Annotated in this window: 20 protein-coding genes; 5 read left to right on the plus strand and 15 right to left on the minus strand. The window is 50.3% G+C overall.

Features of this window, described 5'->3' with window-relative positions:
* Positions 1–24 precede the first annotated feature (24 nt).
* The 15 genes from dcm to VA597_RS01735 form a co-directional block, all read right to left on the minus strand.
* Complete coding sequence (dcm, locus tag VA597_RS01665; protein ID WP_326974986.1) at positions 25–1,923, minus strand: DNA cytosine methyltransferase; 1,899 nt, start codon at positions 1,921–1,923, stop codon at positions 25–27.
* Positions 1,913–3,172, minus strand: coding sequence for a site-specific DNA-methyltransferase (locus VA597_RS01670; protein WP_326974987.1), 1,260 nt, complete (start codon positions 3,170–3,172; stop codon positions 1,913–1,915). The genes dcm and VA597_RS01670 overlap by 11 nt, the downstream gene beginning before the upstream one ends.
* Positions 3,173–3,751: a P27 family phage terminase small subunit gene (locus VA597_RS01675; RefSeq protein ID WP_326974988.1), complete on the minus strand. Its 579-nt coding sequence runs from the start codon at positions 3,749–3,751 to the stop codon at positions 3,173–3,175.
* Positions 3,752–3,886: 135 nt separating this feature from the next.
* The gene (locus tag VA597_RS01680; RefSeq protein ID WP_326974989.1) at positions 3,887–4,246 is read right to left on the minus strand and encodes an HNH endonuclease; all 360 of its coding nucleotides are present in this window, start codon (positions 4,244–4,246) and stop codon (positions 3,887–3,889) included.
* Positions 4,247–4,375: 129 nt separating this feature from the next.
* Positions 4,376–4,786 carry a sigma factor-like helix-turn-helix DNA-binding protein gene (locus tag VA597_RS01685; RefSeq protein ID WP_326974990.1) on the minus strand — a complete coding sequence of 137 codons (411 nt, stop codon included), beginning with the start codon at positions 4,784–4,786 and terminating at the stop codon, positions 4,376–4,378.
* Complete coding sequence (locus VA597_RS01690) at positions 4,783–5,010, minus strand: hypothetical protein (protein ID WP_326974991.1); 228 nt, start codon at positions 5,008–5,010, stop codon at positions 4,783–4,785. Before VA597_RS01690 ends, VA597_RS01685 begins: the two co-directional genes overlap by 4 nt.
* Positions 5,011–5,070: 60 nt before the next feature.
* Positions 5,071–5,355 (minus strand): VRR-NUC domain-containing protein, encoded by a 285-nt coding sequence (locus VA597_RS01695; RefSeq protein ID WP_326974992.1) that lies wholly within the window; start codon positions 5,353–5,355, stop codon positions 5,071–5,073.
* Positions 5,356–5,547: 192 nt separating this feature from the next.
* On the minus strand, positions 5,548–8,037 hold the full coding sequence (locus VA597_RS01700) for a phage/plasmid primase, P4 family (RefSeq protein ID WP_326974993.1): 2,490 nt from the start codon (positions 8,035–8,037) through the stop codon (positions 5,548–5,550).
* The gene (locus VA597_RS01705) at positions 8,034–8,456 is read right to left on the minus strand and encodes a DUF7768 domain-containing protein (protein ID WP_326974994.1); all 423 of its coding nucleotides are present in this window, start codon (positions 8,454–8,456) and stop codon (positions 8,034–8,036) included. The genes VA597_RS01700 and VA597_RS01705 overlap by 4 nt, the downstream gene beginning before the upstream one ends.
* Positions 8,453–10,381 carry a bifunctional 3'-5' exonuclease/DNA polymerase gene (locus VA597_RS01710; RefSeq protein WP_326974995.1) on the minus strand — a complete coding sequence of 643 codons (1,929 nt, stop codon included), beginning with the start codon at positions 10,379–10,381 and terminating at the stop codon, positions 8,453–8,455. Before VA597_RS01710 ends, VA597_RS01705 begins: the two co-directional genes overlap by 4 nt.
* A gap of 62 nt (positions 10,382–10,443) precedes the next feature.
* Positions 10,444–11,193, minus strand: coding sequence for a hypothetical protein (locus VA597_RS01715; RefSeq protein ID WP_326974996.1), 750 nt, complete (start codon positions 11,191–11,193; stop codon positions 10,444–10,446).
* 67 nt (positions 11,194–11,260) lie between these two features.
* Entirely contained in the window at positions 11,261–11,671 is a 411-nt protein-coding gene (locus tag VA597_RS01720; RefSeq protein WP_326974997.1) for a gp33 family protein, read from the minus strand.
* Positions 11,672–11,727: 56 nt separating this feature from the next.
* A complete protein-coding gene (locus VA597_RS01725; protein ID WP_326974998.1) occupies positions 11,728–13,167 on the minus strand; it encodes a DEAD/DEAH box helicase in 1,440 nt (479 codons plus the stop codon).
* The gene (locus VA597_RS01730) at positions 13,160–13,396 is read right to left on the minus strand and encodes a hypothetical protein (RefSeq protein ID WP_326974999.1); all 237 of its coding nucleotides are present in this window, start codon (positions 13,394–13,396) and stop codon (positions 13,160–13,162) included. Before VA597_RS01730 ends, VA597_RS01725 begins: the two co-directional genes overlap by 8 nt.
* Positions 13,397–13,540: 144 nt before the next feature.
* The gene (locus VA597_RS01735; protein ID WP_326975000.1) at positions 13,541–14,155 is read right to left on the minus strand and encodes a hypothetical protein; all 615 of its coding nucleotides are present in this window, start codon (positions 14,153–14,155) and stop codon (positions 13,541–13,543) included.
* Between the two features lie 482 nt (positions 14,156–14,637).
* Between VA597_RS01735 and VA597_RS01740 the strand changes: the two genes are divergently transcribed.
* Genes VA597_RS01740 through VA597_RS01760 form a run of 5 tightly spaced genes read left to right on the plus strand, consistent with a single transcriptional unit; the run spans position 14,638 to position 18,776 of the window.
* Entirely contained in the window at positions 14,638–15,567 is a 930-nt protein-coding gene (locus VA597_RS01740; RefSeq protein ID WP_326975001.1) for an ABC-three component system protein, read from the plus strand.
* Positions 15,543–16,028, plus strand: coding sequence for an ABC-three component system middle component 2 (locus tag VA597_RS01745; RefSeq protein ID WP_326975002.1), 486 nt, complete (start codon positions 15,543–15,545; stop codon positions 16,026–16,028). The genes VA597_RS01740 and VA597_RS01745 overlap by 25 nt, the downstream gene beginning before the upstream one ends.
* Entirely contained in the window at positions 16,021–17,862 is a 1,842-nt protein-coding gene (locus VA597_RS01750; protein WP_326975003.1) for an AAA family ATPase, read from the plus strand. Before VA597_RS01745 ends, VA597_RS01750 begins: the two co-directional genes overlap by 8 nt.
* Positions 17,863–17,906: 44 nt before the next feature.
* Positions 17,907–18,110, plus strand: a complete 204-nt coding sequence (locus VA597_RS01755) for a helix-turn-helix domain-containing protein (protein WP_326975004.1) — start codon at positions 17,907–17,909, stop codon at positions 18,108–18,110.
* 15 nt (positions 18,111–18,125) lie between these two features.
* Positions 18,126–18,776 carry a DNA-3-methyladenine glycosylase family protein gene (locus VA597_RS01760; protein ID WP_326975005.1) on the plus strand — a complete coding sequence of 217 codons (651 nt, stop codon included), beginning with the start codon at positions 18,126–18,128 and terminating at the stop codon, positions 18,774–18,776.
* Positions 18,777–18,781: the final 5 nt, after the last annotated feature.

An 18,781-nucleotide genomic window follows, 5' to 3' on the forward strand; every position in this document is an offset into this window, starting at 1 on the left:
TCTCTCTGTAAAAGAACCGCCGGATCATTCGCCCTCAATCTGTGCGTAATACACAATGCCTGAAAGCACAAACACCACGTTGGGAAGCGCCACGCCATTGCCCCACATCTTGTATTCAGCGGAATCGGAGTGCGGATTTTTCAGCCATTTGATAATCTGGTTGTCCGATTTCATTTTACAACCGTTGATATCGGCGTAGGTTTTCCATACACCTCTCCAGAACTCCATATCTTCATCCGTAGGATTTTCCGTGCCAAGGTCACTGCACCACCAGTCCGGGAATCCCTGCAGTCTTGCGCACTCGGTCGGTGTCAGCCTGCGGACGATGTAACAAGGCTCTGTTTCGTTGACAACAGGCGGATCCTTAAAATCCCGCGCCATCAGTGTTGGGGATTGCTCCTTTAATGCCTGAGCATAGGAGCCGGTGGTCATGCAGTATGCCACAGCGTGACGGTCGGCGGCGTCCAGCGTAAAAGACACATCTTCATTCACACCGCTGCCCTGGGGACCGTTTTTGTCAGATCTTCCAATCATGGAACCCTGCACCGACACCACCGCCATGCCGCCTTGATTGCAGGCAGGATTGCCGCCGCCGGAATCCAGAGTCCGTGAAGTTTCCGCTTCATAAAAACCGCTGTGAGGATTATCCGACAGCATGGAGTGACTCTGCTTGGAGCAGATGCCGTAAACCTTGACTGCCAGTTCGTTGCATCGTGATTCTCCGACATCGTGTGTGTTCAGCGTGTTCGCCGTATCGGAATTTTTCCACTGCTGACCCTCATCGGGAGAATGCGGACGGGTGCCTTTCACAAACGGCACAAAGGCCGCATTCGGAACATCCTCCACCACAAAGGGCTGGTTGTTCCCACCCGTACCGTAGGTAGCATTTACGGCAGGCGCAATGTCCAGCGGCCCTGTGTATCTCGTGTCCTGGCTGTGGTTCTCATAAACCGCCGCTGGAACGGTTCCGGCACGGAGCGTAGGGGATGTTTCCTCTTCATAGCCGATGCTCCGCGCGTTTGCCGAGTGTTCCGTGCAAAATCCCGCAGAACCCATCACGCAAGGCGGGTGATGCGCCTCCGCCCGAAGCGTACAGGTAACATTCTCCGTTATGTCCAAGCGTTCTCCGGGTCTCACCTGTCGGTTCGGTCGGTGCTTCTGCTCCGCAGAGGTGTCCACCGGACACCCGCACCCCTGGTCGTTTAAGCAGATTGTGCCTGCCGCTCCAGCGCCGCCTTCAAAATCTCCGGTAGTTCCTTGCCACGAGCGGAAGCCCTGCGGAGTATACCCAGACACGCCTTCGGACTCAAATAGTATTTTTCCGGCACATCCGCCTGCAAAATCTGCGACAAGATAGATGCGTTTTCTGCGCTGGGGCACTCCCCAGTACTGCGCATCAAATACCCGCCATGCGAGACTGAAATCGTCCGCCATGATCTCTCCGGCGGTCGGCCACTTCTCAGGTCGAGGAGTATCAATTTTGTATCCCTTGACCGAACAGATTTCTTCGAGGACGGACTGGAAGTCCGCGCCCTTGTTTGAACTGAAAGCGCCGGGGACATTCTCCCAGACGATGTATCGGGGATATTTTCCATCGGTTGCACACCTCATTTCTTTTACGATTCGGACGGCTTCATAGAAAAGCCCGGAGCGGTTGCCGTCCAGACCTTCACGCTTGCCCGCAATGCTCATGTCCTGACAGGGCGAGCCAAAGGTGATGATGTCCACGGGAGGAAGTTCTGAGCCGTTAATAGCGGACACATCGCCGCAGTGTCTCATGAATGGCATCCTTTTGGTGGTTACCCGAATAGGAAACGGCTCAATTTCCGAAGCCCACACAGGGGTAATGCCGGAAATCAAGCCGCCCAAAGGAAACCCGCCCGAACCGTCAAAGAGACTGCCGAGCGTCAGGTTAGGTTTCATCCGGCAGTTCCACCTCCTTGACAAGGTCTGCATACATCAGCTTTTTGCCGTTTCGGACTACATACACATTTTCCGTGTCGGACGTGTTTTCCACATACCGGCGGAGAATGACGGATGCGTATTTCGGATCAAGCTCCATCATCATGCAGGTGCGGTTCAGCTGCTCGCAAGCCATCAGCGTGGAGCCGGAACCGCCGAATGTGTCGATGACGACGGCATTTTCCTGCGTGGAGTTTTGAATCGGGCAGCCGAGCAGGTCAAGCGGCTTTGACGTCGGGTGATCCTTGTTCCGCTTTGGCTTGTCATAATTCCAGATGGTGGTCTGCCTGCGGTCTGCGTACCACGGGTGCCTGCCGTTTTGCAGAAAGCCGTAAAGCACAGGCTCGTGCTGCCACTGATAATCCGAGCGTCCCAGCACCAGGGAATTCTTCACCCAGATGCAGACGCCTGCCAAATGAAACCCGGCATCAATGAATGCCTTTCTGAAATTCAGCCCCTCGGTGTCCGCATGAAAGCAATAGGCCGCGCCGCCCTTTTCAAGATGGTCCGCCATGTTTTTGAAAGCCGAGAGCAGAAAATTGTAAAAATCTTCGCCCTTCAGACTGTCGTTCTGGATGGTCAAGCCGTCCGATGCCTTGAAGGAAACGCCGTAGGGCGGATCGGTCAGGATGAGGTTTGCACGCTTTCCGTCCATGAGTTTTGCCACATCATCGGCGGAGGTGGCGTCGCCGCACATCAGCCTGTGCCGTCCGACTGTCCAGATGTCGCCCGGCGCTGCAAAGGATGCCTTTTCCAAAGCGGCACTCAGGTCGAAGTCGTCATCCTCGATGTCTTTATCGGTTGCGCCGCCCAGTAATTTCTCAAGCTCCTTTTCATCAAAGCCGAGAAGCGAGAGGTCGAATGCGCTATCCTGCAGGTCGGATAATTCGACCGACAGCATTTCCTCATCCCATCCGGCATTCAGCGCCAGCTGGTTGTCGGCAAGGATATACGCCCGCTTTTGCGCGTCCGTAAGGTTCTCGGCGAATACGCAGGGAACGGTTTCATAGCCTTCCTCGCGGGCAGCAGTAACGCGACCGTGGCCGACGAGGATGTTGTAATCCGCGTCAATGACCGCAGGGCTCACAAAGCCGAACTCCCTGAGTGATGCTCTCAGTTGCGCGATCTGTTCTTTACTATGCGTCCGGGCGTTCCGGGCATAGGGCACCAGCTTATCAATGGGCACCTGTTCTAATCTTTGTGTGTTCATCTATATTCCTTTCCGGGCGCGGAGCAGGCGCTCCATCGTGTCATTCGGATTTCCCTCAAAATCTTCCGTGCAGTTCTGTTTCACCACGTCAAAAATTTCGTACCAGATGAGATTTGCTGTTTTCTGATACTGCTGCGACATCTGCACAAACGGAGATGTCACCACGCCGCCGGTCGTCGGATGCTTTCCCAAAAGACCGAAAGTGCTGATTGCGTCCTCACACTGGATATACCGGGCAAACGCCTGCGCGTAAGATTCGATGAGCCGTTTGTTTACAAGGTTCTCACAGCGGCGTTCCTTCAGCCACAGCCAGGTTTCCTTGTAGATGATGTCCGCACCGAGCGGCTGGCCGTTTTTCTGCTTTGCCGACAGGTATTCATCGGGCTTTGGCATATCCGCGCCTTCGAGCACCGCGCCTTCCGGCAGGTCGACCGCTTCAAGCTCGTCGTAATCAAGCTCCGGGACATCGTTGTTCATGATTCTTGCTTTGTGTCCGCTGTTGATTTTCTCCGCGGCAGGTGCCGGCTTGTCGCCGGCCCGGACACGTCTGCCGCCTCGGTAGGTTCCGTCTTTTGCCACAACCCGCACCTCCTTTGCTGGCAGCGTTAAGCCGGGCAGGGGGTTAATCCCCTGTTTGAACCGGAATTTTCGCACACGAAGCCCCGCGCCGCTGTCCGCTTGAAGCAGGTTTAGAGATTTTGATACCCCCGCCGGTCAGCCGCAAATCTGTCTGTCGCCCATTTCAAGATGAATCTTGGTGTGGCAGGACTGGCAAAGGCTCATGAGGTTGCTTTCTCTGTGGTCACCGCCTTGGGAGACGGGAACGATGTGATGCACCTCTTCCACGGGTGTCAGCCGGCCTTCCTTCAGACACCGCTCGCACAGCGGATGCGCCGCGGCATAGCGGTCGCGGATTCGTTTCCAGGCTCTGCCGTATTTCCTGTTGCTGTCGGGACTGCGTGTGTATTTGTTGTACTGCTGTGCGGCAAGCCGCTGATGCTCCTCGCAGTACTGTCCGTCCGTGAGGTTGGGGCAGCCGGGGTAGGAGCAGGGGCGCTTTGGTTTTCTTGGCATCGCTTCACCTCCTTGGGACATAAGAAAAGCCCTCACAGGATCGCTCCCATGAAGGCCGCTCTATATTCTTCGCTATTGTAATGATACCACAGGAGGGGTGTGCCATACTGTGCCAAACCGTGCCAACTTTCAATCCGGGACAGAAAAATTCTGCAAAGCCGCTCCGTGTATGCGGTGCACCGTGCGAAGCGACACGTTCAGCATCCGTGATATCTCCTCCCAAGAGCAGTTGTCCAGGTAGCGGTAACGGAGTACCAGCTGCTCCTCACGGCTGGTGAGCCTGTCGATTGCCGTGTTGATGGTTTCCTTGAGACAAACCAGATACGCCACCTTTTCCGCTACATCCCTTTGGATTGCATCGATTTTCTCAAGACATCGGACGAAAGATGCCTCTGTCGGCTTGTTTGGATTGTAGTGCGGTTCAAAATTACTGCCTGAGATGCCGCTCGATAGTTCCCTCCAGTAGTCAATCTCACGCAGGCGGCAGTTGATGAGTGCGTCCAGGTGCCGCGCCTGGTTCAGATATTCTTTGGCTGTCATGCGTCCGCCTCCCTGTTCAAGGAGCGGATCAGCATCCCGCCGTCTACACTCGTAAGTACCGAAAACCAACTCGAACGAAAAAATCTTTCTATTTCTCCCTTGTCCGCCAGCGCGGATTTGTTTCTCGGATTTGCTTTGAGACATTTCAAAGCCATCCGATAATCCTTGACCGCCTGCAGAATGATGGCGTTCGCAAGGTTCTCATAATTTGTAATGTCGCTCATATGCGATACCTCCTGATATTGGAAATTGGCATCGTTGCATCGGAGCGATGTATCTTCGTATCAGCGCAGAGAACCGTTTACCGCGGTTCGCACCTCGTCCACCGAACGCACCACCAGCACAGTGCCGCCGGCCGCGAGGATTTTTCGGATGGTCGCTTCCTGAAGCTTCGTAGGCCTGCCGCTGTCGGTCTTGACCTCGAAGCCGAAGAACCGTCCGTTAATGCAGGCAATGATATCGGGAATGCCCGCCGTCCCGTACATACCACCGTGCTCTTTCCAGCAGAAGCACCCAGGCACGGTCTTAAGGTACTTCATGATTGCCTTTACGATTTCCGCTTCTATCATCTGTTCCTAAAACCTCCGTGTTTTCAACACTTGGAACACATGGAACACGAGAAATCCCATTTTACTGTATTTTTTATAATGAAAAACAAGGGGTATATAAATTTGTGTATTATATATAGAGAGATAGGATTTTGGTGTTCCAATGTGTTCTCGTGTTCCGGCGATGCTTGTGGCAGGCACCGCCGGAATCCTTTATCCAAGCACTTCTCCGAGCCTTATCCCCACCAGAATGCGCCTTTTCGCCATGCGGTCAATGTCCCGCGTCACATTCGGGTACGCCGCTGTGATCTGCTGCACGAAGTTCTTCTGTGAGTACGGCTTTAAGCCGCATTCCTCACAGTATCCCTTGTATGCATTGAACAGTTCCGTAGAGCCGACTGAATACGCGGCATCCAATTCGCAGTATTCTTTCAGGAAGGATAACACGGAATCCGACTCTTCCCGGTACTGCTGCAGCTCGTTTGCATTGACCTGCGTTTCAGAGAACAGATAATGATGGTTCATCAGCCTGCGCAGACCTTCCAACGCGAACAGGAAAATGCCGTCCGCCTCCATGCGGAATTTCTCCAACAGTTCCGGGTCGCGTTTTTCCTTCGGTACGGTGTGATTGAACCGTATGATAATGAGCCTGCGGTAGAAGCCCTCGGAACGGTCGCCGTAATTTTTGGGAATGCTGTTGCAGGAGAATAGAAGCCTTGCGCTCGACTGGAATGAGAACGGATTCTTGTTCTTTTTTTCCACCGTCAGATAGTCCTCGCCCACAAGCGCCTTGAAAATGCCGTTATCGTCGATGTTCTTTGTGGGCAGATCGGCGAAGATGTTCGCCAGCTTGCCGAAAAGCTCCGCCGTCTTAAAGCGTTCGTTCAGCGCCTGCCATGACACATTGGACACGTTCTGCTTGCCGAGCAGCACATCGTTCAGCACACGGAGCAGCACGGACTTGCCTGCTGACGCAGCCCCCACGATAACAAAGCACTTCTGTGCCGAGTTGACGGGGATCAGGAAATAGCCCAGCATCTCCTGTATCAGGCCGACCTGCTCCATGTCGCCGCCCATCGACTCCGCAAGAAACTTTTTGAACCGAGGGCAGTCCGCCTTTTTATCGTAGGTCACATTCAGCTGCACCGTAGAGTAATAATCCGGTGTGTGTTCCGTCAGCGTATCTTCCAGGACGTTGTATAAGCCGTTGCGGACGTTGATGATGTACGGATTGGCATTCAGTTCACGAATATCCCGCTGAATCAGGAGCCGCCACTGTTTTTCCGCGTCAACGATCTGCGACATTTTTGTTTCCCGCACCAGCATTCTTTCCTGCACGAGCCGCTGCGCCTCCATTTCGGACATTTCCAGATAAACGCCGCCGCGATAATGAAAATGCTGCTCCGCGGCATAGAACACCTGTTGTTCCTCCGCCAGGCTTTTAGCAAGCACGCCCGGCAGAAAACGCAGGCCCTTCTCGTTTGGCTCGTACCAATCCGGTACCGCCGCACCCGCTCTGGCTCTTTTTGCGCTTTTGCTTGCTTGGTACGCCTTGCTGACATCCTTGAATACGGTGTTCAGCGACTTTAAAAACGTCGTTTTCAGCTTAAAATGATCACGGATCTCAGAATTGATGATCACATCCGCTGTCACTGCGTCCTGGTTATACAGATATTCCGATATGAATTGCTTCGCTGCCTGCAGGTCCTTGATTGCTTCCCCTGTAACAGGGAGTCCCTGCAGGATGTCCAGCAGGAGGTCCGCAACCATCGGCTGATAGCACCACGCCGCCGGGGACTTCACCGGGCATTCGCCGGCCGCGAACTTTGGACACTGGAAGCCCTTCTCGCAAATGGTCTTGCAGGTGATGGGACTTGTGCCGCTTTCCAGGAAATGATTGATTTTTTTCTGCGTGTTGTTTTCTGTGTACCCGGGATAGGGAGCCGAAAGGTCGTGTATCATCTTCGTGCCGCCATCGAAGGGGGCGAGGTTCGTTATCATGGCATACCAGTCGTGTTCCGACAGGGATGCCGCGTCATCACGGCAGTGCTGAAGGAAAACGCATGAGCGCATGACCTGCTCGATGCCCTTTTCCGTACCGCTCTTGCGTTCTACGGGCGTAAAGTCCACTTCCGGCAGGATATCCGACAGCTGATCCTGCGTGTATTTGCGTTCTGGATGGAAGCTGACGCAGGTTACCTCTACGGGAGTATCCTTTTTGCAGTGCATAAATCCGGGCAGCCGCATCACCCTTGACTCGTTGACGCACATGGGATCTCCGTCAAAATGCTTTACAAGCTGTGTCTGTATCATACGGAAACGTCCAACCTTGGCGGTGGAATCCATAAACCAGTATGCGTGGAAGGATTTCTGCGTTTTGATAATCATGGACGGCGGGAGAGGGAATGCATCAATCTTTTTCTGCTGATCGCCAAAGCTGTCCCTGTCCATCTCTACAAACTGCGCGTTGATCCGCGTAATCGACTCATCGTCATGCCCACCGTAGTTAACCACAAAAAAGATGCCTCGGTTCATAGCGTTGTGGTTTTTGAGCGTTTCTTCTATGCTCTTGTATTTCCCGCATTCGCACGACAGCTTTGCCCCTTTGAACACACCGTCCTTCTTATCGTCAAAGACGCGGAAGCAGACGGTATCCGAGGGATTAAACAAACTGCCGAGAACATCGGTCGCCGTCGCGTTCATACGTCCGCCTCCTTAAAATATCGCAGCCTTTTTTTCAGCTGCTCCGCCTCTTCAATCTCCCGGGCGACACCCGGTGAAACCGCGCCGAATACCCATACTTCATCGCACAAGCTGAGTAGCGCCAGGCCAAACAGCAGTCCCAGTTCGCGTTCGTTTGGACTGTCGTCGTTCAGTATTTGTGGATACAGAAGATGGCTCGCAATCGGCATATGTCCCTCATCAATCACACGACGGCAGTACCGTATCGCCGCCGCAACATTTGCTTCCACGTCGCCGGCGTATCTGGAAGCCACATAGATTTTCCGGCGGTTCTTGTCGGCATAACGCTGTTTTTGTTGCTCCCGATATTCCTTCATAATCCGGCTGATTGCTGCTCCCGCGGTCGGATCGGCATAGCCTTCGCTGTTTTTATACATCATAACTCCTCCCGTTCTTCCATCCTTCCAAAGGTCGGTCCCGCGGAAGCCTCCGCGACCAGCGGAAGATCAAATTCCGGGAAGGGCTTTTCTTCCATACAAGCGCGGACGAAACCTACCGCTTCCGACAGCTTGTCCTCTGGGATAATGAAAGTCAGCTCATCGTGTATCTGAAGGATGGGCTTAAGCCATCTCCGCTCCGGCAGCCCGGCAAGTATCCTTGTGATAGCAATTTTCAGAATATCCGCCGCCGTTCCCTGGATAGGTGTGTTCAGTGAGCACCGTTCTGCAAAGGACTTCTGTCCCCAGTTGTCCGAAGCAATACCGGGAAGGTACCTGCGCCTGCCAAGCCAGGTTTCGGAATACAGTCGCCTTGCGGCATCCGCTTTCGTTTCCTCCTGCCATGCGGTCAAACCTTTGTATCCGTGTTTCAAGTTAAAGAGAATGTCCTCACATTCACTAAGCTGTTTTTCAACCCCCGCCTTAAATTTCAGCGTCTTTTGCAGCCCTCGTGGGAACAGCCCGTAGAATGTGCCGAAATTCACGTTTTTGGCAATCGTCCTGTGTTCCTTGTAGTTCTCCGAGTGCTTGTCCTGAGCTTCTTCATAACTTACACCGAAAATAACGCTGGTCGTGGCGGCATGGATATCGCCGTTTTTGCGGTAGGTTTCCATCATCATTTCATCGCGACAGTAAAATGCGCCAACCCGAAGCTCTATCTGCGAGAAATCGAGCGAGAGAATAAGACAGCCCTCCGGCGCCTTGATGAAGTTTCGGACACCAATGGGATCGTTGGTTTTACGCGGCATATTCTGCGCGTTGGGATTCCGGCAGTTCATCCTGCCTGTATCCGTGGACAGTGCGAACAGTTCCGGATGGATGCAGCCCGTCACGTGATTTACGTATTTTAGGTACCCGTCAATATAGGTGGATTTGATTTTGCCCCACTTGCGGTATTCCTGCACCAGAGTGAACAGCCCGGACAGTTCCGGCCGGTTTTCATCGCACCATTCTTTAAGGAGCGTCATGGTCATATCGTCCGCCGCTTCCCGGTTGGTCTCCGTGGTTTTTAAGATAGGCAGCCCCAAATCTTTATACAGATAATTTTTGAACGCTTGCGTAGAGCAGTTCGCGCCGATGTTCACATCGCCGATAATAAATTCGATTTCCCTACGGATACGCTCCATTTCGGCTTCCGCTTCAGTTTTGCGCTCCTGCATGAGAGAGAGGTTGACCGGGATGCCGTTGCATTTCATAATGCCGAGATACACCGCGGTAGGGCTTTCAATTTCTTCCACGATGTATCGGTGCTTTGGCAGATAGCGGTCGAACCACTCGTTGAATTTGTAATAAAGACGAAGGGCAAAATCCGAGTCTGCAGAGCCATAGCGGACAGTTTCCTCATCCTGTGCGTCCAGTTCGTCAAAGTGCCTTCCGTCCGTGACGCTTGAAAAAGAAGGGAGCGGCTCTCCGAACAGTTCCTCCGCCAGCCGCTTCAGACCGCTCTCGCTCAGCTTGCGGAACTCATATCGGCTTTTCAGGCTCATCTGCGATGCGCAGATTGTGTCGTACACGGGAGCCTGTATCGTGATGCCCCTCACATACGCCATTCCGGATTCAAAGGCGATGTTGTGGGCAATCTTTGTAATGGTTTTATTCAAAAGGAACGCTGTCAGGAATGTGAAAAAAGCGTCCTTGTCGATATTTGTGCCAATACGGTGGGCGACAGGAACATAAATGCCCGTGCCTGCCTTTACGGAAAAGGAGCAGCCGGTGATATGCGCTTTTGCCGGGTCAAGCGCTGCTTTCTCCTCCTCGCGGTACGGATCATCGGGAGCAGTCTCAAAGTCGAAAGCGACAATGCGGCTGCCGCCGATGTAATTCCGTATCCCGTCCACCGTGGTCACACATTTGTAATCTGTATTCATGCGTAATCACTCCTATGGAAACACCCGGAAGAGGCTTTCACCCCTCCGGGTATTTGTGCTGCTTACTTTAACGGTTCGATAATTTCTCCCGTTTCGGCATCGACCTGTGGCTCCTCGTCAATAAAGGATGCCGGCGAGAGGTTTGCAGCGTATGCTTTGACCGTATCCGATACGCCCTCAACAGCAGAGCGTTCCTCCGCACTCAGCATGCGTTCGAAGGCAAAGACCGCTTGAGAAAATGCGATGCCGGATGCGTTGGTTGCTTTCTTCAGCGTGATTTTCGTGACGACCTGGTTCAGTTTGCGTCCGCGGGAAAGCTGGCTCTTTACATAATGCGTAAAGGATTTGAGCGAGCCGGTCGGCAGGGAGAGCGTGATGGGGAACAGTTCTCCCTCGCGCAGGATGTAGAGCATACGCTTGTTTTTGCACAGCTTGCTCTGACCCTCGCCGCTTCCGAACTTGTTATACGGGCAGTTCTGGCAGTCCCCGCCGGGCGTACCGATGCCTGTTACGCCGTCAAAGGATCCGCAGTCCGGCGGATTGTTTCCGCCTGTGTACTTGTCATGGTAGTAGGCAAAGGCGGGATGGTTGTAGACGATAACGCCGGTGATGTCCTTTGCCATTTCCGATTCATCCCCTTCAGCGGAGGGGATCTCAAATGCCGTGCCGCCGCCGGCTGGCAGCTTAACGCGGTCGAAGGAAAACTCAAGCCCCTGGCAATCGTCCGCCATCGCTTCGTTCAGTACATCTCTGTTTGCAAGAGCAGCGAAACCCTTGTTCACTGCGATTTCCGTGTTCTTCTTATCTGACATAATCTATGTCCTCCTAATCAAATGAAATAAGTTGCGATTCAAGCATGGGCGCATTGAATCGGCGCTGTTACGATTTGCGGATTCCGACCGACACTTTTTCGTAAGTGCTGACGGTATCGCCGAGCCATGCCGGAACTTCTTCGCCCGTGGCTTCCCGCTGTTCCTTGATGAAGGATGCGAGTGTGTTTGCGTTGACCGTTTCCACGACCAGACTGCCGTAGCCATTCTCTTTCAAAGCCTGCAGCATCTCATCCCTGCGGCCGGATACCAGAGACGCGAACAATCTGCTTTTCAAATAGAACGTGCTGCCGTTACGGGAGAAACGGTCAAGTTCGGCTTCTATCATGGCATCGGAAAGCTGCTCGTCCAGTTCGGCGATCTCCGCGCCCAGAGCCTTGGTCTGCGTTTCGAGATCTTTCTTCTGTTCCTGCAGAGACTTGAGCCTGTCAGCCATTTCAAAGATTTTTGTGTTCTCCATCGGTGACTACCTCCTTTCACTTCCTACCGGGAAATTCAACCCCCTTAAGTGAAAGGTCAGTTTTTAAAGGGATTTCTGCCCTTGCGGTAATCGTCAACCAGCATTTTTGCGAGGTCCATTTTTTTACGCAGCGCGTACAGCACCTTGCGGTCGACTGTATTCCGGCATACGAGATAGATGTAATGGCAGTTTTCTTTTTGCCCGGCCCTATGGATGCGGGCCTTCGCCTGTTCAAAATTCGCCATTGAATAATCAAGGGAATAAAAGGCCATCGTGGATGCCGCCGTGAGCGTGATGCCCAATCCAGCCGCCGCAATCTGCCCCAAGAACACACGGCACTTATTGTCATATTGAAAACGATGAATTTCACTGTCACGATCTTTCACGCCGCCGCGAACCACGGCATAGCCGATCTTTTTCTTTTCGAGAAGTTCCTGAATATCGTCCAGTTCCGGTACGAAACGAGCCATAATGACAAGCTTTTTATCCTCAGCCAGACAGGAATCAATGATGTCGGAAAGTGCATCAAGTTTTGCCCTGCTCACGGTATTGACCACACCATCGTCGTCGGTCAAATGCCCGCCTGTAATTTGAGACAGGCGCAGGAGCCTGGTGAGGATGTTCGCTGTGGTAACCTCCGACTCGTCCAGTTCCGCATAGCTTTCATTCTCAATGCTGTCATATAATTTGGCGGCATCCCTCTCCAGAGCAACAGTACGGACTTCCTCGGTGATTGCCGGAAGATCAAGGCACTCCGCTTTCGTCACGCGGAACGCGACTGAGTGGAGCTTCCGCAGGAAATCCTCGGTCATCCATTTACGGAAGACAGGCGTGTGGTTGCCGTAGCCGCCCATATCAAAATACTGGTTGCGGAAAGAATAAAACGATGTGCCGAATATCTGAGGATTTAGGAAACGGTACTGCGAGAACACATCCAGTTCGCGGTTCGTGATAACCGTTCCCGTAAGGAGCAGCTTGTATTTCGCCTTATCGCCGATGTGATGCATTCCCTTGCTCTGGGAAGTGCGGTTCTCCTTCAATTTGTGCGCCTCGTCCGCAATCACCAGGTCGGCGTTGTATGCCAGCAGTTCTTTTTCGAGCCGCCACGCCGATTCGTAATTCACGACCACGACCTGCAAGCCCTCGTCCGGCAGCTTGGTCAGCTGCTCCTTTTTCTTCGCCGACGTACCCTTGAGAATGGTCATGGAATATGGGAAGTCAGCGAATTTCTCAAATTCCTCCTCCCAAACCCCGAGGATGGAAAGCGGCGCGACGACAAGCACCCGGTTGACCTTGCCGTACTGGTACATACAGCCCGCCACGGCAACGCTTACGATTGTCTTGCCGGTACCCATTTCCATCAGCAGAGCCGTGCCGCGGCTTTTGAGATGATCGTCAAACACGCCGAACTGGTTGCAGGCAAAAGCAAAGGCTTTCTTTTGGTGCTCATACGGAGCGGCCTTAATCGGCATCATCAGTTCCATGTTCTCAGGCATTTCGCTCACCCCGCTTATCTGTGCAAACTCCTTTTTGCGGGGAGCCTAACTCCTTGATCTCAATGCCCTGCACGGTTTTGCCCGGCTTCAGCACGAGGATTTCGCAAAATTCCCCGAAAAGAAAGGTGAGCAGCCTTTTCGGCAGGCTGATATGTTCGCTCTGCAAAACTTCCTTTTTATTGCCGTTCCTGTCGGCAATATTGATTCGTACTTTGTGTTGTATTTTCATGTATTGGTCCTCCTGTCCCTGATTGGCCTTGCTGAGGAGGATGAATGTATTTCCGTCCTCACTCACTGCCGAGAAATTCAATCCCCCTTAAGAGGGGGGCGGCCGGGGAGGACTCCGACCGCCGTATCTGCCGCCGTTCACGGCTCAGTCCTTTTTCGGGTAAGCATGGCGTTTCACACGCTCCACACCGAAGGATTTGGCGACCTTATCAATAATTTTGTTTTTGCGGTTGGTCATTGCCGCCGAGGACGGCAGCTTGCCTGTCTGCTCGGCTTCAGCCTGGCGCATCTCCTCAAGCTGCGTACCCTTGCCGAAATGCTCGAAGAAGAAATCCTGCTGGGATTCGGTGCATTCCTCGTCAATGATGTGGCGCACTTGTTCTGTCTGAGGATTCTCCGGCTCCGGCTCGGCGAACAGAACATCTTCCGGGCTGCCGCTCGTATCGGCAAGCGTGTCCCAGGGATCGACCGCATCCTCGTTATTTGGATCCGTTATGTAGCTGCTGACCTTGGCATCAAACAGGGGATCGCACAGCTCGTCCTGGTAACGGTCATTCAAATCCATGTCATGGTCTGCCGAATCGAGGATAAGCGTCAATTCCAGCGACAGGTTTTTGCCAACCTCCAGCTTTTGCGTAACCATGCGTTTAGCGTCTGGATCCCAAGCCTCGTAACAGTAATATTTTCCGTCCGAGGACAGGTAACAGGTACGGTTGCGGTTGTAGTTGCTTTTGCGTTTTTTTGAATCGTTGCTCTTCATTGCAGTGTCCTTTCCGTCCGAGCGGTACGGAGGGACACAAAAAGAGCCTGCGGCCGAAGATGACCACAGGCTCCGTTAGCCGAAAAAAAGGCGCACGAAACTACGGTGGGAGCATCTTCGTTCCAAACACAGCCGTTATCGCTGCGTTCCGAACTCTTATGCATCCCTCCGTCCTTATAGCGCTATTCGGACTAAGAGAATTTATAGATGTAAGAGAAAGCTGTTTTTTACTTTCGCAGAATTTCATATGCGTTCGCATCATAAAATTTTTTGAAAATGTAGAAATCCGTTTTCTAATGTGATATAATATTTTGTATACTATATCCACATCGAAATTCATGTGCCGAAGTTTTCCGTGATTCCTACCGCTCTGCCTTACATACATCAGTTTAGCAAAACCGCCTTTTTGAAAAGCGGACTGGATGGACGCTCTCGGACACTCTCGGACAGAGGCAACTTTTCAGACAGGAGGTAAATAGGGCATGACGTTTTCGGAATATGCTTTAGGCCTTTCGCCATTCATTTCATTTGGCAAATCCGAGTATGATTACTTCACAGAACTTGTAGGAAATTTTGTGACGGATGCCGCTATGGACTCCTGTAAAATACTGAAGCGAAAATCCGACACGAAATACCGCTACATAAAAGGTGACCGCACGATTCAACCAAAGGACGCACAGTACCTTTACGACCACCGTGACAAAAGCAAGTTCTCAAATTGGATATGGGAGCGGATGGATGAGTCTGACTCTTATGATAATGTTGTGTCCTGGTTGAACAACCTCGGCTTTGCAAGTGATGATCCGTCCACTGCTTGTACCGATTTGTTAGAGAGCACAATACTGGATATCATTAGAAATTCCCCCACATCCCAAGCCAAACAAGAGTCAGAGATTGATTTGAAATTGATTGATGATATCGAGGAAAAAATAAAATCGCTACCCCGTCCGGCGAATGTGCCGGTTCCAAGGATAGCGACTCAAGATGAGCAAACATATATTAGTGAGTTATGTCAGGCATACGGTGATGCTGAAGGTATAAGTGATTTTTCTTTGGACAACCTTTCTTCTTATCCTGATTACTCAGATGATTTAGATGACCGTCGTATTGATTTTTATGCTGCCGAAAGTATCCGTCGTGGTGTGTTAGAACTGGGAAACGGCAAACTAACAGGTCAATTTGATGTACTAAAGGATGAAACTTTTGCTGGGGTAAAAGATACTGCAAGGCGCATACACCCGAATGGTTATGAGTGTATGCTTGCCGTAATGGAACAGGCGATTATTGTCCCTGTTACTAACTACATACTCAGTACTTCGCCATACTGGATAAGTGGAAAAATCAAAAAAGGCGTCTGCCACCATCTTGTAAATGACGGAAAACTGAAATGGATAAGGAGAAGAAAGAAATAATGAATGAATCGGCTCTTGGATCTACCTTTGAAATATCTCTCCGTATCCTTCTGATGTTGAACGAGCTACCTTCTTTGAAGTTAGATGAGCAACAGATCGGAGCGATTGATTTTATTTCTGTCTATGCAGCAGATTTCGGACTGCTTGACGAAAATCTGCATGGATACAGTAATTACAGATTCAGCGAATATCCTGCAAGAAGGTACATAGTTTCTTCTGCCCTAAAAAATCTTGTGCTGGATGGATATATCCATTTGCAACTTGCTTCAACTGGATACAGGTATTCTATTACTGAATCCGGAAGAAATCTCTGTGATACGCTGACCAACGATTATGCGGAAGAATACATTATTGCTGTTCAGGCCGTAGTTAACAGGTTTGATAATGCAAACGCCGAATCAATGTTGCAAGAAATCAACAGGCTCACTATCCAGTCTCTAAAGGAGGTCGGACATGAATAGATTCCATATTGAAAAACTCATTGTGTCCGGCGGAGGACACCATGCAACGGTCATTGATTTTAAACCCGGTTTAAATTTTATTTTGGGGCCATCCAATACTGGGAAAAGTCTGGTTATGGATTGTCTGGATTATATGTTTGGTTTTACTCCGAGGAAAAATCGCCCGTCCAAAATTGTTGATAACAACTATGGTTATGAACGAATCGCTCTCCATTTAAAAACAAACGAGGGCATAGTTGTTTTTGAACGTAAGATTGGTGATACAAAAATTGCCGTTAGCGGTACGGATCCGACTGTTGATCATGGCCAATACAGCGTAGGACATACTGCAAAAAAGAATATCAATTCCGTTTACCTTCAATTGCTTGGCATTACTGAGCCACATTCTGTACGGTCTGCAGAAGATGGTTCTAAAACCCAGGAATTGACTTGGCGGAGTATGCTTCACCTGTTCTTTATCCGGCAGAACGATGTTGCCAGAGAAAGTTCTGCGTTATTGGCTCCGGGTAGTATGGGGCATACGGCATCCGCTGCAGTTTTGCTGTATCTCTTAACCGGGAAGGATGCAAACGGACTATCAGCCGTAGAGGATCCTAAAATCAGCGAGGCCAAGAAAAAGGCCCTCATTGGGTATATTCGGGAGAAGATATACGAGCTATCAGCACAACGAGAAAAGCTGGAAGAAACGCTCTCTTTCTCAAATAAAATAAGCCCTTACACAAGTGTCGAACACGCCAAAAAAGAAATTGCTGAACTTCAGGCACAGATCGACGCCGCCACGCAGGAAAGCCAGCAACTCATGTCGCAGATATATGAGTGGAACAGTAAACTCTCTGAGTCAAAAACCGTAGAACATAATTTTGCTATTTTGCGTCAACAGTACCAATCTGATATAAGACGGATTGGCTTTATCGTTGATGGCGCGGCAAGTATTACACCTATACGCCAAAAGGTTAAATGCCCTATCTGTGGCGAAGAAACTGAGCGAATACAGGACATCAGTTTTATCGATGCTTCTGCTGCCGAACTCGAAAAAATCAAACAGCATCTGTCAGAACTGAGTGATGCACAACAAAGCGTGCAACACCAGCAGAAAGCCATTATGGAAACAATTCGTACATTAGAAAAAAAGAAGGATGCTATCGACATTTTGATTACCGAAGAATTGCAGCCAAAATTATCTGCATTCAAAGAAAACCTTGAGCAGCATCTAAAGACTATACGTCTTTCAGGCGAGTTAGATGTTATTCGACAGAGTGAATCCCAATATAGAAGTGAATTATTCAACAGGGAAACCGAGGAAACACCAGAGCCTTCGAAATACAATGTATTTGAGGACTACGATTATGATATTGTCCACGGTTTTGAAGAAAAACTAAGGGAGATTTTACAAGCTTCTAAAATTGGCGGAGCGGATACAGCAAGGCTCAGCATGGAGAACTTTGATATTGAATTGGGCGGATATAAAAAATCAGTTTCAATGGGTGGCGGCTTTTGTGGAATATTGAACACGATTACTACACTTGCGATGAGTTCCTATCTCATTGAGCGAGGCCGTCCTGCTCCCGGATTCTATGCTGTTGATTCTTCCTTAACGCAGTTATCTGAAGCAGAACATAAAGAGCAAAGCGATACCATTAAGCATAATTTTATTAAATACCTTATCGCTCATGCTCATGAACGTCAGGTAATTATTATTGAACAGACAAAACGGATGCCTTTTGTTCCTTCCGAAAAAGAGGTGGAAAATGTCCACGTTATTCGGTTTACCAGAAACAAAGAAGAAGGGAGATATGGCTTTTTAAACGAAGTCTATAACCCCGAGGATCAATAACCTCTCTCAAAGTTGTTTTTACACTTAATAGCAGGAGGCAAACAATGCGTATAAGTTACAATAAGTTATGGAAAATGTTAATTGACCAAAATATGAATAAACGTGATCTTGCAGAGAAGACCGGTGTGAGTTCAGCATCCATCGCCAAGCTGAGTAAAGGTGCAAACATCACCACGGATGTTTTGCTGAAAATCTGCGAGGCTATGGACTGTACTCTGGAGGATATTATGGAGACGGTGAGGGATTGACGAGGAGGTGAAATCGTGTCAAATGTGGTTACGCTCGATATGAACACCCCTTCCGTTCAATATCTGTGCAGGAAGGATAAGCGTCTGGCAAAGGTTATAAGCATGGTTGGCCCCATCAGCTATGTCCCTCATGAAGAAGATACATACCCTTTTCTTATTCATGAGATTATTGAACAGATGTTATCTGTAAAAGCAGGGCAAAAAATATATGGTCGTTTAGAAAACTTGTGCAATGGAGACATCACACCAGAGCGAATTAGGACACTTAGCGATGATGAGATTCGTGTGATTGGAACCTCTAACGCCAAGGTTGAATACATAAGGAATATTACAGATGCTATTACTGACAAGACACTTGATTTTGCGAAACTGCGAAATCTGCCAGATGAGGAAGTCATAAAAGCCCTAACAAAAATTAGAGGTATTGGTAGTTGGACTGCCAAAATGTATCTGATGTTCGTCCTTAATCGACAAGATATTCTGCCTTTTGAAGACGGTGCGTTTCTTCAAGTGTACCGTTGGATGTATAAGACACATGACTGCGATGCAAAAGCAATTGAAATAAAATGCAAAAAATGGAAACCGTATTCTTCAATCGCATCTCGATTTTGTTACAGAGCGTTAGATGCGGAGATAACAAACGAAGAATTTCACCTCTTCAAATAAAAGGA

The organism is Caproicibacter sp. BJN0012, assembly GCF_035986805.1.
GTDB lineage: Bacteria > Bacillota > Clostridia > Oscillospirales > Acutalibacteraceae > Caproicibacter.